This window comes from Pseudomonas sp. TH07, assembly GCF_016651285.1.
GTDB lineage: Bacteria > Pseudomonadota > Gammaproteobacteria > Pseudomonadales > Pseudomonadaceae > Aquipseudomonas.
In genome coordinates this window covers 6,024,251-6,041,963 of the sequence record NZ_JAEKED010000001.1, presented here as the reverse complement: position 1 = coordinate 6,041,963, position 17,713 = coordinate 6,024,251, and the positions used below count along the sequence as shown (strand labels likewise).

The 17,713-nt window shown below is 66.0% G+C and carries 16 protein-coding genes; 6 read left to right on the top strand and 10 right to left on the bottom strand.

From position 1 onward, the window contains the following. Positions 1 to 22: 22 nt before the first annotated feature. Positions 23 to 571, top strand: coding sequence for a dihydrofolate reductase family protein (locus tag JFU57_RS27615; RefSeq protein ID WP_201131490.1), 549 nt, complete (start codon positions 23 to 25; stop codon positions 569 to 571). Continuing rightward, the gene (locus JFU57_RS27610; RefSeq protein ID WP_201131489.1) at positions 564 to 1,106 is read left to right on the top strand and encodes a TetR/AcrR family transcriptional regulator; all 543 of its coding nucleotides are present in this window, start codon (positions 564 to 566) and stop codon (positions 1,104 to 1,106) included. The genes JFU57_RS27615 and JFU57_RS27610 overlap by 8 nt, the downstream gene beginning before the upstream one ends. 114 nt (positions 1,107 to 1,220) lie before the next feature. Here the strand turns inward: JFU57_RS27610 and JFU57_RS27605 are convergent, their stop codons facing one another. Together JFU57_RS27605 and JFU57_RS27600 are read right to left on the bottom strand one after the other, a co-directional pair. Then, a complete protein-coding gene (locus JFU57_RS27605; RefSeq protein WP_201131488.1) occupies positions 1,221 to 2,762 on the bottom strand; it encodes an FAD-dependent oxidoreductase in 1,542 nt (513 codons plus the stop codon). A gap of 16 nt (positions 2,763 to 2,778) precedes the next feature. Next, positions 2,779 to 3,138, bottom strand: a complete 360-nt coding sequence (locus tag JFU57_RS27600) for a hypothetical protein (protein ID WP_078468769.1) — start codon at positions 3,136 to 3,138, stop codon at positions 2,779 to 2,781. 355 nt (positions 3,139 to 3,493) lie between these two features. Here JFU57_RS27600 and JFU57_RS27595 point away from each other — a divergent pair, with 355 nt between their 5' ends. The 4 genes from JFU57_RS27595 (at position 3,494) to JFU57_RS27580 (ending at position 8,841) form a co-directional block, all read left to right on the top strand. After that, positions 3,494 to 5,434, top strand: a complete 1,941-nt coding sequence (locus tag JFU57_RS27595; protein WP_201131487.1) for a hybrid sensor histidine kinase/response regulator — start codon at positions 3,494 to 3,496, stop codon at positions 5,432 to 5,434. Further along, the gene (locus tag JFU57_RS27590; RefSeq protein ID WP_201131486.1) at positions 5,431 to 6,225 is read left to right on the top strand and encodes an exodeoxyribonuclease III; all 795 of its coding nucleotides are present in this window, start codon (positions 5,431 to 5,433) and stop codon (positions 6,223 to 6,225) included. The genes JFU57_RS27595 and JFU57_RS27590 overlap by 4 nt, the downstream gene beginning before the upstream one ends. 241 nt (positions 6,226 to 6,466) lie before the next feature. Further along, the gene (locus JFU57_RS27585) at positions 6,467 to 7,840 is read left to right on the top strand and encodes an iron-containing redox enzyme family protein (RefSeq protein WP_078468772.1); all 1,374 of its coding nucleotides are present in this window, start codon (positions 6,467 to 6,469) and stop codon (positions 7,838 to 7,840) included. Positions 7,841 to 7,860: 20 nt separating this feature from the next. Further along, positions 7,861 to 8,841, top strand: coding sequence for a methyltransferase (locus tag JFU57_RS27580; RefSeq protein WP_201131485.1), 981 nt, complete (start codon positions 7,861 to 7,863; stop codon positions 8,839 to 8,841). On the opposite strand, the gene JFU57_RS27575 is transcribed toward JFU57_RS27580, so the two are convergent. The 8 genes from JFU57_RS27575 to JFU57_RS27540 all read right to left on the bottom strand — a co-directional run bounded on the left by JFU57_RS27575 (position 8,836) and on the right by JFU57_RS27540 (position 17,576). Further along, entirely contained in the window at positions 8,836 to 10,785 is a 1,950-nt protein-coding gene (locus tag JFU57_RS27575; RefSeq protein ID WP_201131484.1) for a response regulator, read from the bottom strand. The genes JFU57_RS27580 and JFU57_RS27575 overlap by 6 nt on opposite strands. Next, entirely contained in the window at positions 10,775 to 11,650 is an 876-nt protein-coding gene (locus tag JFU57_RS27570; RefSeq protein ID WP_078468775.1) for a sensor histidine kinase, read from the bottom strand. Before JFU57_RS27570 ends, JFU57_RS27575 begins: the two co-directional genes overlap by 11 nt. Next, on the bottom strand, positions 11,643 to 12,659 hold the full coding sequence (locus tag JFU57_RS27565; RefSeq protein ID WP_201131483.1) for an ATP-binding protein: 1,017 nt from the start codon (positions 12,657 to 12,659) through the stop codon (positions 11,643 to 11,645). Before JFU57_RS27565 ends, JFU57_RS27570 begins: the two co-directional genes overlap by 8 nt. Further along, positions 12,650 to 13,054, bottom strand: a complete 405-nt coding sequence (locus JFU57_RS27560) for an anti-sigma regulatory factor (protein WP_078468776.1) — start codon at positions 13,052 to 13,054, stop codon at positions 12,650 to 12,652. Before JFU57_RS27560 ends, JFU57_RS27565 begins: the two co-directional genes overlap by 10 nt. Continuing rightward, a complete protein-coding gene (locus tag JFU57_RS27555; RefSeq protein WP_078468777.1) occupies positions 13,051 to 13,413 on the bottom strand; it encodes an STAS domain-containing protein in 363 nt (120 codons plus the stop codon). Before JFU57_RS27555 ends, JFU57_RS27560 begins: the two co-directional genes overlap by 4 nt. A 2-nt stretch (positions 13,414 to 13,415) precedes the next feature. Then, positions 13,416 to 14,267 (bottom strand): STAS domain-containing protein, encoded by an 852-nt coding sequence (locus JFU57_RS27550; RefSeq protein WP_201131482.1) that lies wholly within the window; start codon positions 14,265 to 14,267, stop codon positions 13,416 to 13,418. Positions 14,268 to 14,641: 374 nt separating this feature from the next. Next, positions 14,642 to 16,390 (bottom strand): ubiquinone-dependent pyruvate dehydrogenase, encoded by a 1,749-nt coding sequence (gene poxB, locus JFU57_RS27545; protein WP_201131481.1) that lies wholly within the window; start codon positions 16,388 to 16,390, stop codon positions 14,642 to 14,644. Positions 16,391 to 16,508: 118 nt separating this feature from the next. Beyond that, the gene (locus JFU57_RS27540; protein WP_201131480.1) at positions 16,509 to 17,576 is read right to left on the bottom strand and encodes an NAD(P)/FAD-dependent oxidoreductase; all 1,068 of its coding nucleotides are present in this window, start codon (positions 17,574 to 17,576) and stop codon (positions 16,509 to 16,511) included. Positions 17,577 to 17,713: the final 137 nt, after the last annotated feature.

The following is a 17,713-nucleotide window of genomic DNA, read 5'->3' as shown; positions in this document are numbered from 1 at the left end:
TTATTTGCGCGAGGTAGCGGCTATGGCGTTCGGCAAGGTTTTTATCGCCACATCGGTGGATGGATTTATCGCCCGCAGCGATGGCGGCATCGACTGGCTGCCCGCTGGGGAGTCCGGCGAGGACTATGGCTACGGGGCGTTCATGGCCTCGGTGGATGGCATTGTCATGGGCCGTGGCACCTATGAAAGCGTCCTGGGCTTCGAGCCCTGGCCGTTCGAAAAACCGGTGGTGGTGCTCAGCCGTACCTTGAGTGATCAGGATGTGCCGCACCCCCTGCGGCACCGGCTGCGGATCAGCGCCGCCGAGCCCCTGGCACTGGTGGCGCAGCTGCGGGCCCAGGGCTGGGAACATGCCTATATCGATGGCGGGGCGGTGATTCGAAGCTTTTTGCACGCCGGGTTGATCGACGAATTGACCCTGACCCGGGTGCCGGTGCTGATCGGCAGCGGGCGGCCCCTGTTCGGCGAACTTGAGGGGGATGTGCGTTTGAGCGTGGTCGCTTCGACGCTGTATGCCGATGGCCTGGTCAGTACCCGTTATCGCGTCGAGACGGTGCCCGCCCATGACTGAGAAAACCAGGCGCAGCGGTCGTCCCGCAGCCGGTTGCTCGCGCAACCTCGACCAGGTCCTGGACGCCGGCCTGATCCTGCTGGAAGCAGTGGGCCCTCAGGGCTTTGGTGGCAGAGCTTTGGCGCGGCAACTGGGGATCACGCCGATGTCGGTGGCCTATCACGTGGGCGATCAGCACAACCTGATGCGCCTGCTGGTGGAGCGAGTGCACGCCGAACCGCTGCCCGAACCGGCACCGGACCTGCCGCCCCGGCAACGGCTCCAGGCCCTGTTGGGTGGCTATATGGCGCGGGTTCGCCGGCACCCGGCTTTGACCTTGTGCGTCCTCAGTGACCCGCAGTTGTTCCATGGCTCGCTGGCGGACCTCAGCGCACGCCTGCGGCAGGCGGTGGGCCAGTTCGACGATGACCCGGTGCTGTTCGACCTGCTGCTCGACTACACCCACGGCCATGCCCTGGCGCTGGCCTTGGCCGGTGAGGCTGGGCACGCCCTGGAAGGGGCGTTTGAAGCGGGGCTGCGGCGTTTGTTGCGCTGAATCCCGGCAGTGGCGGGGAACAGCATGGCCGCGACCATTGCCCGAGATCGAACCCTGCGACGCTGGGTTCGAACACCTGGAACAGCCCTGAGTCGACTGGCGCCGAATTCAGCGTCAGGCGCCGTCACCCTCGACCGCCTCGATCAAGGCCAGGGCCTCGCTGCGTGACAGCGGTCGCTGCATGCGTTGCGCGAGCACGGCCATGGTGCGCTGGTGCTCGCAGGCCACCACCGATTCGACCTGTTCATCGACGCACAGCAGCGCGATAAAGCACTGGCGCTCCGGTTCTCCCAGGTACTCAATGTGCGTCCAGTCCCGGGCGTGGCCCAGGACTTCGAAGGTGTTGCCGTAGTGGTAAGTCCAGAAAAACGGCACATCGGCAAATTCCCGGTGCCCACCCAGCATATTGCCGGCGGCGAGAAAGGCCTGCTGCTGCGCCAGGCGCCAATGTTCGAGGCGCAGCGGGCGACCGGCGAGGGGGAAAGTCAGCATGTCGCCGGCCGCCCACAGGCCTTCGGCCACGCGCATCTGGCCATCGGCCTGGAGTGACTGGTCGTCGGCCAGGGGCAGGCCACGGGTCAGGCCGGTCGCCGGTTTGATGCCGGTGCCGAACAGCACCAGATCAGTGTCGAGCCGGGTGCCGTCCCGCAGCATTACCGCTTCGACCCGGCTCGTGCCCTCAAGCCTCACGGCCTCGGTGTCGGGGTGGAAAATCACGCCGTTGCGCTGGTGCAGGTCGCGCAAGGAGCGGCCGATGCGCTGCCCCAACTGCTTGGCCAGGGGCACGGCGTGGCGCGCCACCACCTGCACCTGCAACCCGGCCTTGATCATGGCCGAGGCCGCTTCCAGGCCGATAAAACCGTCGCCGATAATCACCACTCGGCTGCCCGGCGCGCAGGCATCGAGCAACTGTTCGGCATCGGCCAGGGAACGCAGGACAAAGGTCCCCGGCAGTTGGGCGCCGGCAATCGCCGGCCGCTGGGCAATGCCGCCGGTGGCCAGCAGCGCCGCGTCGTAGGTCAGGCTCTGGCCGTCGGCCAGGGTCAGGGTGCGCGCGTCGGCATTCACCGCGCGCACTTTGCCGCGCAGGCGCTGGATATCGGCGCTGCGATAAAAATGCGGGTCGAGCAGGGAGGGGATTTCTTCGACCGCCATGTCGCCGGCGATCACGAATTTGCTCAAGGCGGTACGGTCGTAGGACGTGGGGTGTTCCGGGTCGATCCACACCAGTCGCCCGGCATAGCCCTTGGCCCGCAGGGCGAAGATGGCCGCGCTGCCGGCCGCCCCGGCACCCACCACCACAAAACAGCGATTGTCGCGTCGGGAGGAGGGGGGCGTCGCCGGCATGGGCTGGTCATCGACCCACACGGTCTGTTCCTCGACCCGCACTCCGTAGCGCTTGAGGTGCGCCAAAGCCGGCGGCTCACAGACCTCGCCGTTTTCCAGGGCAAACGCCGCCTTGTGCCAGGGGCAGATCAGCCGGCCTGCACAGACCGCCCCGTCTTCCAGCGGTGCGCCGGCATGCGGGCATTGGGCCTGGAACGCGCGGACGGCCTGGCCATGGCGCAGCAGCACGACTTCCTCGGCCCCGGCCTGGACCCGTATGCCGCGGTCGTCACGCAACTCATCCAGGCGGGCCACGGCATGAAAGGTCATGGGCCGTCTCCTTCAATCAGTCGCCGGCGCCCCCAGCCCCCGAACCTGCGCCGACCGCGCCGCCGGAGCCCGCCTTGCCGGTGCCCATCGGGCCTTTCTGGGTCTGTTCCGATTTATTGTTCTGCAACTGGTCGTTGGAGTACGGGCCGGGTTGGGTATTTGTGGTGTTGTTCTTGGGTTTGGCGCCCGAACCGGTGCCGCCGCTGGGCGGGCTGGGGTTGGTGCCCGGTGGCATTGCCGAGCCGCCGTTGTCGTTGCTGTTCATGCCCGACGCGTTTGGCGCCTGGTGGGTATCGGCGGTTGCCGCCTGCACCGGGCCTGCCAGCACGCAGGCCAGGCCAGCCAGGGCCAATGTGGTACGCAAAGAATTTTTCATGGGAGAACCTCTTGCTGGGACCAGGTGCAATGCACGACCCAAGGGCATCTGCCACGGGCGGTCAGGGTGCAGTCCTCATCCGGTGAGCGATTTCAAACCTCGCCAGATTGGGAAAGCGCAGGAGCCCGGAAAGTTTAAAAAATTTGCCGATCAACGATGAATGGAAGCGCGCTGGGACTTGTCCGATGAACATTGCAGCCCGCGTGGCGGCGCTTCCCGTGGGGGCAGGCCGCTGCAGGGCGGCACGAATGGCATGTTGTATTTTCAAGGGGAGGGTGCAGACTGATTCGGCGCCCCGTTCGGGGCAGGAACCCCCCTTTGTTCAGGCACACAATAATAAACCGCGGAGACCGCCATGTCTGACCAGCCCGAGCTGCCACCCCGCGTCGATGATGATCGCTTTCGGCTGTTGGTCGATGCCGTGATCGATTACGCGATCTACATGATCGACGCCCAGGGGTTTGTCGTCAGTTGGAACACCGGGGCCAGACGCTTCAAGGGCTATCAGGAAGCGGAAATCCTCGGCGCGCATTTCTCCTGTTTCTATACCCCCGAGGACCGTCAGGCCGGGCTACCCCAGCGCACCCTGGATACTGCCCTGCACGAGGGTCGGTTCGAGGGCGAGGGCTGGCGGGTGCGCAAGGATGGCACGCACTTCTGGTGCCATGTGGTGGTCGACCCGATCCGCGACCCCCAGGGCCAGTTGCTGGGGTTTGCGAAAATCACCCGCGACCTGACCGAGCACAAACTCGCCGAGCAGACCCTGAAGCAGAGCGAGCAGCAATTTCGCCTGCTGGTGCAGAGCGTCACCGATTACGCCATCTACATACTCGATGCCCAGGGCCGGGTCAGCAGCTGGAACCTGGGGGCGCAACGGATCAAGGGCTATGCCGCCCAGGAGATCATCGGCAAGCATTTCTCGCTGTTTTATAGCGAGCAGGACCGCGCCGCCGGGGAGCCGGCGCGGACCCTGGAGATTGCCCGGCAGGACGGGCGCTTCGAAAAGCAGGGCTGGCGGGTGCGCAAGGACGGCACGCAGTTTCTGGCCCATGTGGTGGTCGACCCGATCCGCGCCGACACCGGGGAAATCATCGGCTTCGCCAAAATCACCCGGGACATCAGCGAAGCCTTCGAAGCCCAGAAAAAACTCGAACTGGCGCGGGAGGCGCTGTTCCAGTCGCAGAAACTCCAGGCCATCGGCCAGCTCAGCGGTGGCATCGCCCATGACTTCAACAACCTGCTGACGGTGATCCTGGGCAACCTGGAACTGCTGCAAAAGCGCCTGGGGGATGACCCGAAGCTGACGCGTCTGGCGACCAATGCCGTGCTGGGCGCCCAGCGCGGGGTGTCGCTGACCCAGCGCATGCTGGCCTTTGCCCGGCGCCAGGAACTCAAGACCGAATCGGTGCAACTGAGCCAGCTGCTGGCCAGCCTCAATGACCTGCTGTGCAGTTCCGTGGGGCCCCAGGTGATTGTCACCGCCGAACTGCCGCCCGAGCTGCCGGCGGTGCAGGCCGATATCAACCAGTTGGAACTGGCCCTGCTCAACCTGGCGAGCAACGCCCGGGATGCCATGCCCGGCGGCGGCAGTATCCATATCAGTGCCCAGGTGCGCGGCGCCCTCGGTACCTTGGGTGAAACGCACTACGTGTGCCTGTCGGTGATGGACACCGGCGAAGGCATGGATGAACAGACCCTGGCCTGCGCCGCCGAGCCTTTCTTCACCACCAAGGGCCTGGGCAAGGGCACCGGGCTCGGTTTGTCCATGGTGCATGGCCTGGCCGAACAGCTGGGCGGGCGGCTGGTGCTCAAGAGCAGCAAGGGCCAGGGCACCACCGCCGAGCTGTGGCTGCCCCTGGCCACCGAAGCGGCCCGTCAGTTGCCGCTGAAACAGGATCCAGGCCTGAAACCGACGTTCAAACCGTTGTCGGTGCTGGTGGTCGACGATGACAGCCTGGTGCTCAACAGCACCACGCTGCTGCTCGAAGACCTGGGCCACCGGGTGATCTGCGCAGACTCCGGGGCCCAGGCCCTGCATTGCATCGAGCACGAGCCGGACATCGACCTGATGATCACCGACGTCGCCATGCCGCAAATGGATGGTGCGCAACTGGCCGAGGCCATGCGCCAATTGCGTCCGGAGTTGCCGGTCATCCTGGCCACCGGCTATGCCCAGGACCTCGCCGGCCTGGCCAGCACCCTGCCACGGTTGTTCAAGCCCTACACCCAGTTGCAGTTGCTCGAAGCCGTGACCCAGGCGCTGGAAAAGCCCCCGGCACAGGGGCGCCTGGGATGAAAGCGCTGAAGATCGCCACCTTCAATATCAATGGTATCCGCGCGCGATTGCCCAACCTGCTGGACTGGCTCGAACGCGAGCGCCCCGACATCGCCTGCCTGCAGGAGCTGAAGGCAGTGGATCGGGATTTCCCCGCCAGCCAACTGGAAGCGGCCGGTTACGGCAGCCTGTATCGGGGCCAGGCCTCGTGGAACGGGGTGGCGATCCTGGCCCGGGATTCGCAGCCGCTGGAGATCCGCCGGTCCTTGCCCGGCACCGAGGACGACCCCCAGAGCCGCTACCTGGAAGCGGCGGTCCACGGCATCGTGGTGGGCTGCCTGTACCTGCCCAACGGCAACCCGCAACCGGGGCCAAAGTTCGACTACAAACTGGCCTGGTTCGAACGCCTGATCGCGCACGCGGCGCAGCTGCAAAGCAGCGAGCATCCGGTGCTGCTGGCCGGCGACTACAACGTGGTGCCCACCGATTTCGATATCTACAACACCCGCTCCTGGCTCAAGGACGCCTTGCTCCAACCGCAAAGCCGCGCCTGCTACCAGCGTCTGCTGGACCAGGGCTGGACCGATGCCTTGCGCCACCTGTACCCCGAGGAACAGGTCTACACCTTCTGGGATTACTTTCGCCAGCACTGGCAGAGCAACTCCGGGCTGCGCATCGACCACCTGCTGCTCAACCCGGCCCTGGCGCCTTACCTGAAAAACGCCGGGGTCGACGCCTGGGTGCGCAACGAGCCCCATGCCAGCGACCACGCGCCGACCTGGATCGAACTGGGCACGCGCAAACGCCGCTGACCCGCCTCGCCGCCGTCCATTCCCGTAGTGCTCAACAGCCGCCTGCACCGGTTGTCGCGGGCGGCTGCACGGCGATGGAATTTTTTTCGAGGCGCAGCGCTCTTCCTTCTAGAGGCGTGCAACAACGCCCGGCGTCCGGCCGTGATGGCCGTCGACGCGTCGACCCTTTACTGGTGCTGGAGCCTGCCATGCCTGATTTAGCCGCCGTACGCTATTCGTCTCGCACCCCGGGGAGCCGCTCATGAGCCTGCTCGAAGCACTGCGCGGTACTCCCGGCGAGTTGTACCAGGGCGAGCCCCTGCATAGCCTTTACCAGCGCTTGTTGGCCGATGCCGACCCGCAGTCACGGACCCTGGCTGACGACTTTCTGCGCCAGCAACTGCAACAGGCCGAGGCCGGCGATGACCCGCTGCCCGAGCATCCCGAGCAGTTGCTGGCCTGGATCGAGGGCAATTGTGCCGATGTGGCCCAGGACTACGCCGCGTATTTAACGGCGCGGCAGCAGGGCGCCCCCCGGCGCTACTTTCAGAACAAGGCCCATGCGCTGTATTTCCTGCAAGGTGTGGCGCCCACCAAACTGGTGGATGGAGCCTGGCTCTACGGCGCCCTGGGCCACTGGCAGGACTACCGTTACGACGGCCTGTTGACCACCTACCTCGAAGAGTTGGGCGACGGCGAGCCGGCGCAGAACCATGTGGCGATCTATCGTCGCCTGCTCGCCGAACAGGGCTGCGACGCTGACCTGCCGCTGGATGACGAACTGTATCGCCAGGGCGCCATTCAGCTGGCACTCGGCTGTTGCGCCGAGGCCTATATGCCCGAGGTGCTGGGCTACAACCTGGGCTACGAGCAGCTGCCCCTGCACCTGCTGATCAGCGCCTATGAACTCAGTGAACTGGGCATCGACCCGTACTACTTCACCCTGCATGTCACCATCGACAACGCCAGCACCGGCCATGCCCGGCGCGCGGTGCAGTCGGTGCTGGAACTCAGGCCTATGGGTATGGACGCCGACGAGTACTGGCGTCGGGTGCGGCGTGGTTATCGCCTCAACGACCTGGGCCTGGGATCGAGCGCGGTGATCCGGGGTTTCGACCTGGAGCGTGAGGTGGTGGCCATGCTCGAACGCAAGCGGCGCTTTGGCCAGCACATGCATTCCGACTACTGCCGCTTCGAAGGCAAGAGCGTCAACCAATGGCTGGCCGAGCCGGGGCAGATCCCGGCATTCCTCCAGGCGTTGCAGGCCAGAGGCTGGATCAAGCGCCATCAGGACCCGGCCGACAGCCGCTTCTGGCAATTGATCGAGGGCGCGGGCGCGGCGATGTTCGGGGTGTTCAGCGGTTTTGAGAAACAACTGCTGCAGGACTGGATCGCCGGCGACTGGGACGCTCGCCCGCGCATCACCCCGGCGCGCCTCGGCAGTGCCCATGACGCCGCGCCACCGCCCGCAGTCGAGGATCCGGAAACCCAGGCCCTGGCCACCGCCCTGGAGCAGCAGCCGGTCGAGGGGCAACTGGCGCTGCTGCTGCCCTGGCTCGGCCCGCAACGTCATTCGCGTCCGGCCGGGCTGTACGCCACGCGGCGCTTTATTCAACTGCGCGCCAGTGTGCGCTGACCCACAAGGAAGCCCGGCCCATGATTGATTCCGCGCCACGCACCACGCCTTTGCATGACTCGTCCCAAGCCCAGGCCGATCAGGCCCTGCTGCGGCTGGGGCAACGGCTGATGGCGGCCAGCTATCGGTTCATTACCCCGACGCCCCTGACCCACCAGCGGGTCAATGGGCGCCTGGCCGACCCGCGCGCGAAGGACCTGCGTGGGGTGTTCGGCTGGTCACGGCCCTTCGATGCAGGGCTGTTCGACGCCGCCGAACTGGCCGAGCTGCAACAGGCCGGCGTTGTCCAGGAGGACGCCGGGCAGTTGCGCAGCACGGTGCGCTGGTCGAGCCTGGGGCCCTTGCTGCTGGCCCATTCCGCGTACCCCACGGAGGAGGCGGACGCGGTGTTTTTCGGTCCTGACAGCTACCGCTTCGCCAGCCTGATCGAGGACCACCTGCGCCAGCGTTTCAGCCCTGTGCGGCGGGCGGTGGACATCGGTTGCGGGAGTGGGGTCGGCGCCTTGCTGGTGGCCCGCGCGCGCCACACGGCCGAGGTCCTGGCAGTGGACATAAATCCGCGGGCGCTGCGCATGAGCGCGGTCAACGCCGAGCTGGCCGAGGCGCACAACGTCAGCGTCTATCACAGTGATGTGCTGGGCAGCGTCGAGGGCCGGTTCGACCTGATCCTGGCCAACCCGCCCTATATGCAGGACACCCAACAACGGGCCTATCGCCACGGTGGCGGTGAGCTGGGGGAACAGCTGTCGCTGCGTATCCTGCGGGAGGCGCTGCCGCGTCTGCAGTGCGACGGCAGCTTGCTGCTCTACACCGGCGTGGCGATGGTCGAGGGCCGCGACCCGTTTCTCGACGCCGCGCGACCGCTGCTCGACAACGATGCCTATGCCTGGACCTACCGCGAACTCGATCCGGATGTGTTCGGTGAAGAGCTGGAGAAGCCGGGCTACGAACGGGTCGAGCGCATCGCCGTGGTGGCCTTGACCGTCACCCGCCGGTCATAGGTCCGGTGGCGCGTCGGCCACGGGGCTCCACTCCAGGGTCCGCCGCACCTTGGCCAGCAGCTCCTGGATATGAAACGGCTTGGAGATGATGTCCATGCCGTCCCCCAGGAAACCCTGGATATTGGCTGCGTTTTCCGCATAGCCGGTCATGAACAGCACCGGCAGTTCGCGGCGCCAGACCCGGGCCATATCCGCCAGTTCGCGCCCGTTCAGGCCCGGCAGGCCGACATCGGTCAACAGCAGGTCGATCGACGGGTCGCCCTGCAGGCTGGCCATGGCCTGTTCGACCTCAGCCGCCAGGGTGCAGCGGTAGCCGGCATCCACCAGCACCTCGGCGACAAAGCTGCGCACCGAGGGCATGTCTTCGACGATCAGCACATGCTCGCCGCTGCTGTCTTCGACTGCCACCAGGTGCTCGACCTGTTGCGCTGCGGCGTCGGCACTGGCCGGCAACATGATGGTGACCTCGGTGCCCTGGCGCGCCACGCTGCGGATCCGCGCGTCGCCCCCCGATTGCCGGGCAAAGCCGTAGATGGTCGACAGCCCGAGGCCGGTGCCCTGGCCCAGGGGCTTGGTGGTGAAAAACGGATCGAACACTTTGTCGATCACGTTGTGGTCGATGCCGACCCCGTCGTCCCTGACCGACAGCGCGACATAGGGCCCGTTGTCCAGTTTCAGGTTGCCATGGGAGTACGCGGCATAGGTGGTGACCCAGATATTGCCGCCCTTGGGCAGCGCGTCGCGGGCGTTGATCACCAGGTTCAGCACCGCGCTCTGCAACTGGATCGGGTCCACCAGGGCCACGGCGGCCTTGGTGGTCAATTCGAGCTTGAGGGTGATGTGTTCGCCGATGGTGCGCACCAGCAATTCTTCCAGGGAGCGGATGTGCTCGTTGATGTCGATCGGCCGCGTGTCCAGCGGCTGCTGGCGGGCGAAGGCCAGCAGCCGATTGGTCAGCCCGGCGGCGCTCAGGGCCGAACTCAGGGCGGCGTCGGCGTAGTCGATGACCTTGTCGGTGCGCTCGCTGAGCATGCGCTTCTTGATCAGTTCCAGGCTGGTGATGATGCCGGTCAGCAGGTTGTTGAAGTCGTGGGCGATGCCGCCGGTGAGCTTGCCCAGGGCGTCCATTTTCTGCGCTTGCAGCAACTGCGCTTCGGTGCGTGCCAGCTGGCTGGTGGCGATGTCCAGCTCGGCCCGCTGGTCACGTTCGCGCAGGCGGTGTTCGGTGACGTCTTCGACGAACACCAGGCTCAGCTCGGGGCTGCGATAGGGCGAGATCTGCCATTCGGTTTCCCGGGTCTGGCCGGCGACCTGCATCTGCAACGTGCCTTTCCAGCGCTCGCCGGCCGCCAGGCGCAGACGCAGTTCCTTGAGCACCGCGCACTGGTCCCTGGCAAAGCATTCGAGCAGGGTGTCGGGGTTGAGGTTGTCCTGGATCAGTTGGGCGAACGCGTGGTTGCATTCGTGCACTTTCAGCTCGGCGTCCATCACCGCGATGGGCGCGCTGATATTGAAGAAAATCTCGCGAAAGCGTGCCTCGCTCTCGCGCAGGGCATATTCGGTGTCGCGCACCCGCAGCAGGGTGCGCAGGGTGGCCAGCAGCACGTCCGGGTCCACCGGGTGGATCAGGTAGGCATCGGCCCCGGCATCCAGGCCGGTGATGATGTCGCCGGTCTCGATCGACGCGGCCGATACATGCACCACCGGCAGCAGGGCGGTGGCCGGGTCGGCGCGCAGGGTGCGGACAATGTCGAAGCCGCTCATGTCCGGCAGATTGACGTCCAGGATCAGGCCGTCCACCACCTCGCTGGCGATGATGTCCAGGCCTTCCTGGCCGGTGCCGGCTTCCAGTACTTGATAATGGTGGCGCTCCAGGCGCCGGCGCATGGCGTAGCGGGTGGCGGCGTTGTCGTCGACGATCAGCAAACGGATGTCACGCTTCATCGACGGGCTCCTCGGCAATTGAGAGAGGGATGATCACAAAGAAGGTCGAGCCTATCCCTGGCGTGCTGTCTACACCCACTCTGCCGCCCAGCAGTTCGGCAAAGCGCTTGCACAAGGATAGGCCAAGCCCGGTGCCGCGCAGGCGCTTTTGCAGCGGTGAGTCGATTTGCGAGAAGTCCTCGAACAGGTTGCTGTGCAGCTCCGCCGGGATCCCGAGCCCGGTGTCATTCACCGCAAAGCGGATTTCCTGCTGGTTCTCCATCCGCGCCGAGACCCGCACCTCGCCTTGCAGGGTGAATTTCAGGGCGTTGGAGATGAAGTTGCGCAGGATCTGCGCCAGTTTTTTATCGTCGGTGAACAAGCGAGGCAACCCCGACGGCTCTTCGAAGATCAGGTCGATGGACGAGGCGTCGACAATCGGCCGGAACATCCCGCGCAGGGCGGAAAACAGGTCCAGCATGTCGAACCAGGCCGGGGAAATGCTGATTCGCCCGGCTTCGATCTTGGCCAGGTCCAGCAGGTCATCGACCATGTCGCTGAGCTCGCGGGCAGAGCTGCTGACAAAGGCCACCTGCTTGTGCTGCTCGGGGCTCAGGGGGCCGTCCAGCTCGTCGCTGAGCAGGCTGGCGATGCTCAGGATCGAGCCCAGCGGGGTGCGGAACTCGTGGCTCATATAGGACAGAAAGCGGCTTTTCAGGTCCGAGGCCTGGCGCAGTTGCTCGGCCTGGGTATCCAGCTCGGCGTAGAGCGCCAGCACGCCCTGGTTGGTTTCATCCAGTTCGTCGCGCAGCGCCTCGGCTTCCGCTTGCAGCTGGCGCACCAACGGCGAATCTTCGGGGATAGGCGGGGGAGTGGAATCAGCCATCGATGGCCTCCAGGGCAATCACCAATACGGTTACGTCATCCCGGCCGCGACAGTAGTCACGATGCAGGACGGTCGCGATCAGGGCCGGGTGGCGCTGGGCGAGCCCGGGGTAATCCTGCAGGTTCCAGCGCGACTGCAAGCCGTCGCTGTACAGGATCAGCAACTGGCCGCTGGCCTCCGGGTAGTCGAAGGGTTGCGCCTTGCGGAACTGGCTGCCGACGATGCCCGGGTGCGAGGCCAGGCCGCGGGATTTACCCTGGCTGATCAGGCTGGCACCGATGTTGCCGATGCCGGTGAAGGTCAGCCGGCCTGCGGTGGCATGGTACTGGGCAATCGCCACGGCGCCTCCCCGGGTGCCGGTCATGGCGATATGCAGGTCGTTCATCAGCTCGGTGGGGCTGAGGAACGGTGCCAGGGCGAACACCTCTTCGCCGGCCCGCGCCGCCCGTTCGGCTTCACTGCCGTGACCCAGCCCGTCGACCACCAGCACACTCAGGCGCCCGGGTTCGAGCGCCAGGTGCCAGGCATCGCCGCAGGCCGGGTCGTTGTGCAGCGAGTGCTGGCTGACCCCGTAGCGCAGGTCCTTGACCACGGACTGGCGCGGATACAGCCGCGCCAGCAGCACCGAGCCACGTTCGTCGGCGTAGGCGTCGAACACCTGCGCCAGGCGGCTGATGCTGCCCAGGCCAATGCCCTGGGTGCCGCCGGTGGAATAACCGTCGATCAGGCAGTGGCGCAGGTCGAAGCCCTGGCCCCGGTCCACGGCGATGATCTCGATGCCCTGGGCCTCGGGCCCCGCCAGGGTGCGCAGGTGCAGGGCGCCGTGAGTCGCATGCTTGAGCAGGTTGCTCGCCAGTTCGGTGACCACCAGCGCCACGCGCCCGCAGTCGGTTTCGTCGAAACCCAGCTGCTCGGCGCGTTTTTGCGCGGTGCGCCGGGCATGCCCGATCTGGCTCGGGTCTTCGATCAACAGCACTTCGGTGAGTGCGCTCGGAATATTCAGGCCCATCGTGTAATCGTCACGCGGGTGCCCTGGCCGGGCGCGGTGTCCAGTACGAACTCATCCACCAGGCGCTTGGCCCCGGTCAGCCCCAGGCCCAGGCCGCCACCGGAGGTCCAGCCGTCGGTCATCGCCAGCTTGATGTCGGGAATGCCCGGGCCCTCGTCGCGAAAGGTCAGGCGCAGGCCGGTGCGGGCCTGGTCTTCGATGATGTCCCAGTCCATGTGGCCGCCACCGCCGTAGACCACGGTGTTGCGCGCCAGCTCGCTGACCGCCGTCACCAGCTTGGTCAGGTCGATCAGGCGCATGCCGCACTCCTGGCACAGCTTGCGTGCCAACTGGCGGGCCAGGACCACGTCCTGCTCGATCAGGATCGGATGGGTGCCGCTGCGCGCCGGGGTCATTCTGCCTGTACTCGGGTGCGCAACAGTTGCATGCCACGCTCGACATTCAGCGCGGTGCTGACCCCGGGCAGGGTCAGGCCCAGTTCCACCAGGGTAATGGCCACGGCCGGCTGCATGCCCACCAGCACGGTCTGGGCGTCCATGATCCGCGACAGCCCGGAGATGGTGCCGATCATGCGCCCGATAAACGAGTCGACCATGTCCAGCGCGGAAATATCGATCAACACGCCCCGGGCCGAGGTGCGGCTGATGCGTTCGGACAGGTCGTCCTGCAGCGTCAGCGCCAATTGGTCATGCATATCGACCTGGATCGTCACCAGCAGAAAGTCGCCCATCTGCAGAATAGGAATGCGCTCCATGCTTAAACCGCCTTGCTGACAGTGACGCCCAGGCGTTTCAGGGCCAGGGCCAGGGCATCGGCCAGGTTGGCCTTGGTCACCACGCCCTGCAGGTCCAGGCCGAGGTGGACGATGGTCTGGGCAATCTGCGGACGCACGCCGCTGATGATGCAGTCGGCGCCCATCAGGCGGATGGCGGTCACGGTCTTGAGCAGGTGCTGGGCCACCAGGGTGTCGACGGTCGGGACCCCGGTGATGTCGATGATCGCGATCTCCGAGCCGGTGTCGACGATGCGTTGCAGCAAGGATTCCATCACCACCTGGGTGCGCTGCGAATCCAGGGTGCCGATCATCGGCAGGGCCAGCACGCCTTCCCACAGTTTGACCACCGGGGTCGACAGCTCCAGCAGTTCTTCCTGCTGACGCTTGATCACCGATTCGCGGGACTTCTGGAAGGTCCGGATGGTGTGCATGCCCAGGGCGTCCAGCAGCTCGGAAACTTCCCAGAGTTGCTCGGCCAGCAGCGCCGGCTGTTCCACGTACTCGTGTTGCAGCAGGGCAAACAGCGGGCCCTTGAGGGAGAAGATGAAACTGGCGGTCTGCTGCGAATCCTGGCCGATCAGGGCGCGGCTATTGGACAGCTTTTCCAGGAACTGCCGGGCTTCGGCCCAGTCGTCATGGTTCACATTCTGCGAATTGCCGGTTTTCAATGCGGCAATGATCAGCCCCAGGAAATCGGCGCCCTGCTGCCGCAAGTCGTCCTGCTTGATATTGCGCGCGGCACCTGAGGCCTCGAGGCTGGCGACCCATTCGCCCAGCAGGTTCTTTTGATTGTTCTGCAATAAATCCAGTGTGCGAGCTTGAAGTACCGCCATGTTGATCTCCTGGGAATAACGCTGATGTACACGACAGAAAGGACAAAAAGGTGACTGACCCGTGGCGGCGTCCCTGGGCGATAGTGCCTTTGGACCCGGACCTGGGGGCAGTCTTGTGCGGGCGGTAGTTTCTACCAGTTTGAACCATTTTGAACACTGCCACGCTTGAAGAAAGTCTTAAAAAATACCGGGGTTGTGCAGGGTTGCTCATATCGAAATGAGGTCAACCAGCCAGAGCGTAGAAGACCTGCGCCCACGCTGCGGATTTTCTCCCACCATGCGGGGCACAAGCGGGGGCAGGCGGGCAATGATGCGCACCACGGCCGCAGGTTGCGGGCCGGGGTGGCAATCATGAAGTTGCTGCTGTTTTGATGTCATTCCTGAGGCTTGGACCAGAGGCCCTTGAGCCAGTTGGTCTTGGCCAGTTCGATCACCTCATCGCCGCGCCCGCTCATCACCGCCTTGAGCATGTAGAGACTGAAGCCCTTGGCCTGTTCGAGCTTGATCGCCGGCGGCATGGCCAGCTCCTGTTTGGCGGTGACCACGTCCACCAGCACCGGCCCGTCATGGGCCAGGGCGGTGCGCAAGGCGCCTTCCAGGTCTTCGGAGCGCTCCACCCGCAGGCCGAGGATGCCCATGGCATTGGCCATGGCGCCGAAGTCCGGGTTGTGCAGGTCGGTGCCGGTGTCCAGGTAGCCGGCAGATTTCATCTCCATGGCGACAAAGCCCAGGGAGGCGTTGTCGTAGACGATGACTTTCACCGGCAGCTTGAGCTGGGCCAGGGAAATGAAGTCGCCCATCAACATGCTGAAACCGCCGTCGCCTGACAGGGAAATCACCTGGCGCCCGGGGAATGCCGCCTGGGCGCCCATGGCCTGGGGCATGGCATTGGCCATCGAGCCATGGTTGAACGAACCCAGCAGGCGCCGCTTGCCGTTCATTTTCAGGTAGCGCGCGGCCCACACCGTGGGGGTGCCGACGTCGGCGGTGAAGATCGCGTCTTCGTCCGCCAGTTCGCTGAGCACCCGGGTCAGGTACTGCGGGTGGATCGGCCGGTTGGCGGCGCTGGGTTGGGCCAGGTCGTCCAGGCCCTTGCGGGCCTTGGCGTAATGCTTGAGGGACTCGTCGAGAAAGCTGCGGTCGCCCTTGTACGGCAGGCGCGGCAGCAGGGCGGCCAGGGTTTCGCCGACGTCGGCGGCAATCCCCAGGTCGAGGGTGGCGCGCCGGCCCAGGGCCTGCGGGTCGCGGTCGATCTGCACGATGCGGGCATCGCTGGGGTAGAACTGGCGGTACGGGAAGTCGGTGCCGAGCATCACCAGGGTGTCGCAGTTGAGCATGGCGTGGTAACCGGAGCTGAAGCCGATCAGCCCGGTCATGCCGACATCGAACGGGTTGTCCCATTCAATGTGCTCCTTGCCGCGCAGGGCATGCACCACCGGCGCGCCGAGGGCGTCGGCCAGGGCCACCACCTGGTCATGGGCGCCGGCGCAACCGCTGCCGCAGAGCAGGGTGGTGGCCTTGCTGTTGCTCAGCAGCTCGACCAGCCGGTCCAGGTCCTGGGGCGCGGGCAGGGTGCGCGGCGCGTGCAGTGCCGGCCAGGGCTTGAGGTGCGCCTCGACCTCCTGCAACGCCACATCGCCGGGAATCACCACCACCGCCACGCCCCGGTTGAGGATCGCGCTGCGCATGGCCCGGTGCAGCACCTGGGGCATCTGCGCCGAGTTGCTGACCAGTTCGACGAAGTGGCTGCATTCCTTGAACAGCTCCTGGGGATGGGTCTCCTGGAAGTAGTTGAGGCCGATCTCCGAAGACGGGATCTGCGCGGCAATCGCCAGCACCGGCACATGGTTGCGATGGCAGTCGAACAGGCCATTGATCAGGTGCAGGTTGCCCGGCCCGCAGCTGCCGGCGCACACCGCCAGCTCGCCGGTGGCCGCGGCTTCGGCGCCGGCGGCAAAGGCCGCCACCTCCTCGTGGCGCACGTGCATCCACTCGATGCTGTCCATGGTGCGCAAGGCGTCGGTCAGGCCGTTCAGGCTGTCGCCGGTCAGGCCCCAGATGCGCTTGACCCCGGCTTGCTCAAGGGTGGTTGCCAGTTGCTGGGCAAGGGTGATTTTCGCCATGGAGTGCTCCCGTCGTCCGATTAAGAAGTCGTTGCGATCAAGAGAGGACAACAGGCGAGGGCCGATGATTCCACTGAGGGGGCACTTATCCGGCCCCCAGGGCGGTGTTGCCGCGCCCTCAGCTAAAGCGCGAGGGGCGGCAGGGGGCGAGGGCGTCGCAGGTCTGGCCGTGGATCAGTTCTTCGCTGACCAGGCGCCCGACCGTGGCCGCGAGGATCACCCCGGGGTGCATCACCGCCAGATACAGCCCCGGGTGCCCGGCACTCGGGCCAATCACTGGCAGGCGGTCGGCGGGCATCGGGCGCTGGCCGACCTCGACGCTGCGCAGGGTCACGGCTTCGGCGCCGCGCAATGACTGGCGCACGCTGAGCAATGCGGCCTGGGCCAGGGCGTCCGGTCCTTGTGCGCCGCTGGCGGCGATGTAGTCCTCGGCCATCAGCAAGCTGCCGTCCGCCGCTTCGCGGATTTCCATCTCGCTGTTGGAGATCAGGGTCTTGATCAGGCCTGGCGGGGCATCGAGACGGATCAGGATCGACGGCGAGGCCTGCACCGGCAGAGGCAGGCCCAGCGGGGCGACCAGGGCCGGGGTCGCGCAGCCGGCGGCGAGCACCACGTAATCGGCGTGGCAGGCGCCGTTGGCGGTGTCGACGCCGATCACCCGGCTGCCGTCGAGTCGCAGGCCCAGCACCGGGGTCTGTTCCAGCACCTGCGCGCCGTGGGCTCGGGCCCCGTCCAGCAGGGTGCGGGTGGCGGCCACCGGATCCAGGCTGCCCTCCGCGGGGGCGTAGCGGGCGCGCTGCGGCGGCGTGATCAGGTTGGGTTCAAGCTGCGCGACCTGGGCCTGGTCGAGCCACTGCAGCGATGGGCTGGGGCTGAGGTGGGCGCTGGCGCCGTTCGCGGCCAGGGCGGCGGCGGTGTAGCACAGCGCTCCCGACCACGTGATGCGCAGGTCCGGCAGCTCGTGTTCGAGGCGCCAATAGTCCGCCAGGGCTTGGGCGCGCAGGGCCTGGATCGCCTTAGGCGCTTCATCGGCGGTGTTGATCCAGGCAAATGAATGGCGGGTCACGCCGCTCGCGGCCATCGACTGCTCAAGCACCGTCACCTGTGCGCCCTGGCGTGCCAGGTGGTAGGCGATAGAGGCGCCGACAATGCCGGCCCCGACCACGATCACACTTGAAGGGGGCATCTGCACCTCGGGGGAGTGGGTATTTCAGGTGGCCGCACCTTAGCGCTGGCGGCGGGCGCCAGGCAAAGGAATGAATGTTATGAAAGTGCAACCAGGCCCCAGGCACGGGCGCGCGCCTGGGGGCGGTTGCAGAGGGG

Bases quoted from the DNA above. Each gene is read 5' to 3' on its own strand.
- JFU57_RS27615 (WP_201131490.1), top strand. From the start codon at position 23: ATGGCGTTCGGCAAGGTTTTTATCGCCACATCGGTGGATGGATTTATC.
- JFU57_RS27610 (WP_201131489.1), top strand. From the start codon at position 564: ATGACTGAGAAAACCAGGCGCAGCGGTCGTCCCGCAGCCGGTTGCTCG.
- JFU57_RS27605 (WP_201131488.1), bottom strand. From the start codon at position 2,762: ATGACCTTTCATGCCGTGGCCCGCCTGGATGAGTTGCGTGACGACCGC.
- JFU57_RS27600 (WP_078468769.1), bottom strand. From the start codon at position 3,138: ATGAAAAATTCTTTGCGTACCACATTGGCCCTGGCTGGCCTGGCCTGC.
- JFU57_RS27595 (WP_201131487.1), top strand. From the start codon at position 3,494: ATGTCTGACCAGCCCGAGCTGCCACCCCGCGTCGATGATGATCGCTTT.
- JFU57_RS27590 (WP_201131486.1), top strand. From the start codon at position 5,431: ATGAAAGCGCTGAAGATCGCCACCTTCAATATCAATGGTATCCGCGCG.
- JFU57_RS27585 (WP_078468772.1), top strand. From the start codon at position 6,467: ATGAGCCTGCTCGAAGCACTGCGCGGTACTCCCGGCGAGTTGTACCAG.
- JFU57_RS27580 (WP_201131485.1), top strand. From the start codon at position 7,861: ATGATTGATTCCGCGCCACGCACCACGCCTTTGCATGACTCGTCCCAA.
- JFU57_RS27575 (WP_201131484.1), bottom strand. From the start codon at position 10,785: ATGAAGCGTGACATCCGTTTGCTGATCGTCGACGACAACGCCGCCACC.
- JFU57_RS27570 (WP_078468775.1), bottom strand. From the start codon at position 11,650: ATGGCTGATTCCACTCCCCCGCCTATCCCCGAAGATTCGCCGTTGGTG.
- JFU57_RS27565 (WP_201131483.1), bottom strand. From the start codon at position 12,659: ATGGGCCTGAATATTCCGAGCGCACTCACCGAAGTGCTGTTGATCGAA.
- JFU57_RS27560 (WP_078468776.1), bottom strand. From the start codon at position 13,054: ATGACCCCGGCGCGCAGCGGCACCCATCCGATCCTGATCGAGCAGGAC.
- JFU57_RS27555 (WP_078468777.1), bottom strand. From the start codon at position 13,413: ATGGAGCGCATTCCTATTCTGCAGATGGGCGACTTTCTGCTGGTGACG.
- JFU57_RS27550 (WP_201131482.1), bottom strand. From the start codon at position 14,267: ATGGCGGTACTTCAAGCTCGCACACTGGATTTATTGCAGAACAATCAA.
- poxB (WP_201131481.1), bottom strand. From the start codon at position 16,390: ATGGCGAAAATCACCCTTGCCCAGCAACTGGCAACCACCCTTGAGCAA.
- JFU57_RS27540 (WP_201131480.1), bottom strand. From the start codon at position 17,576: ATGCCCCCTTCAAGTGTGATCGTGGTCGGGGCCGGCATTGTCGGCGCC.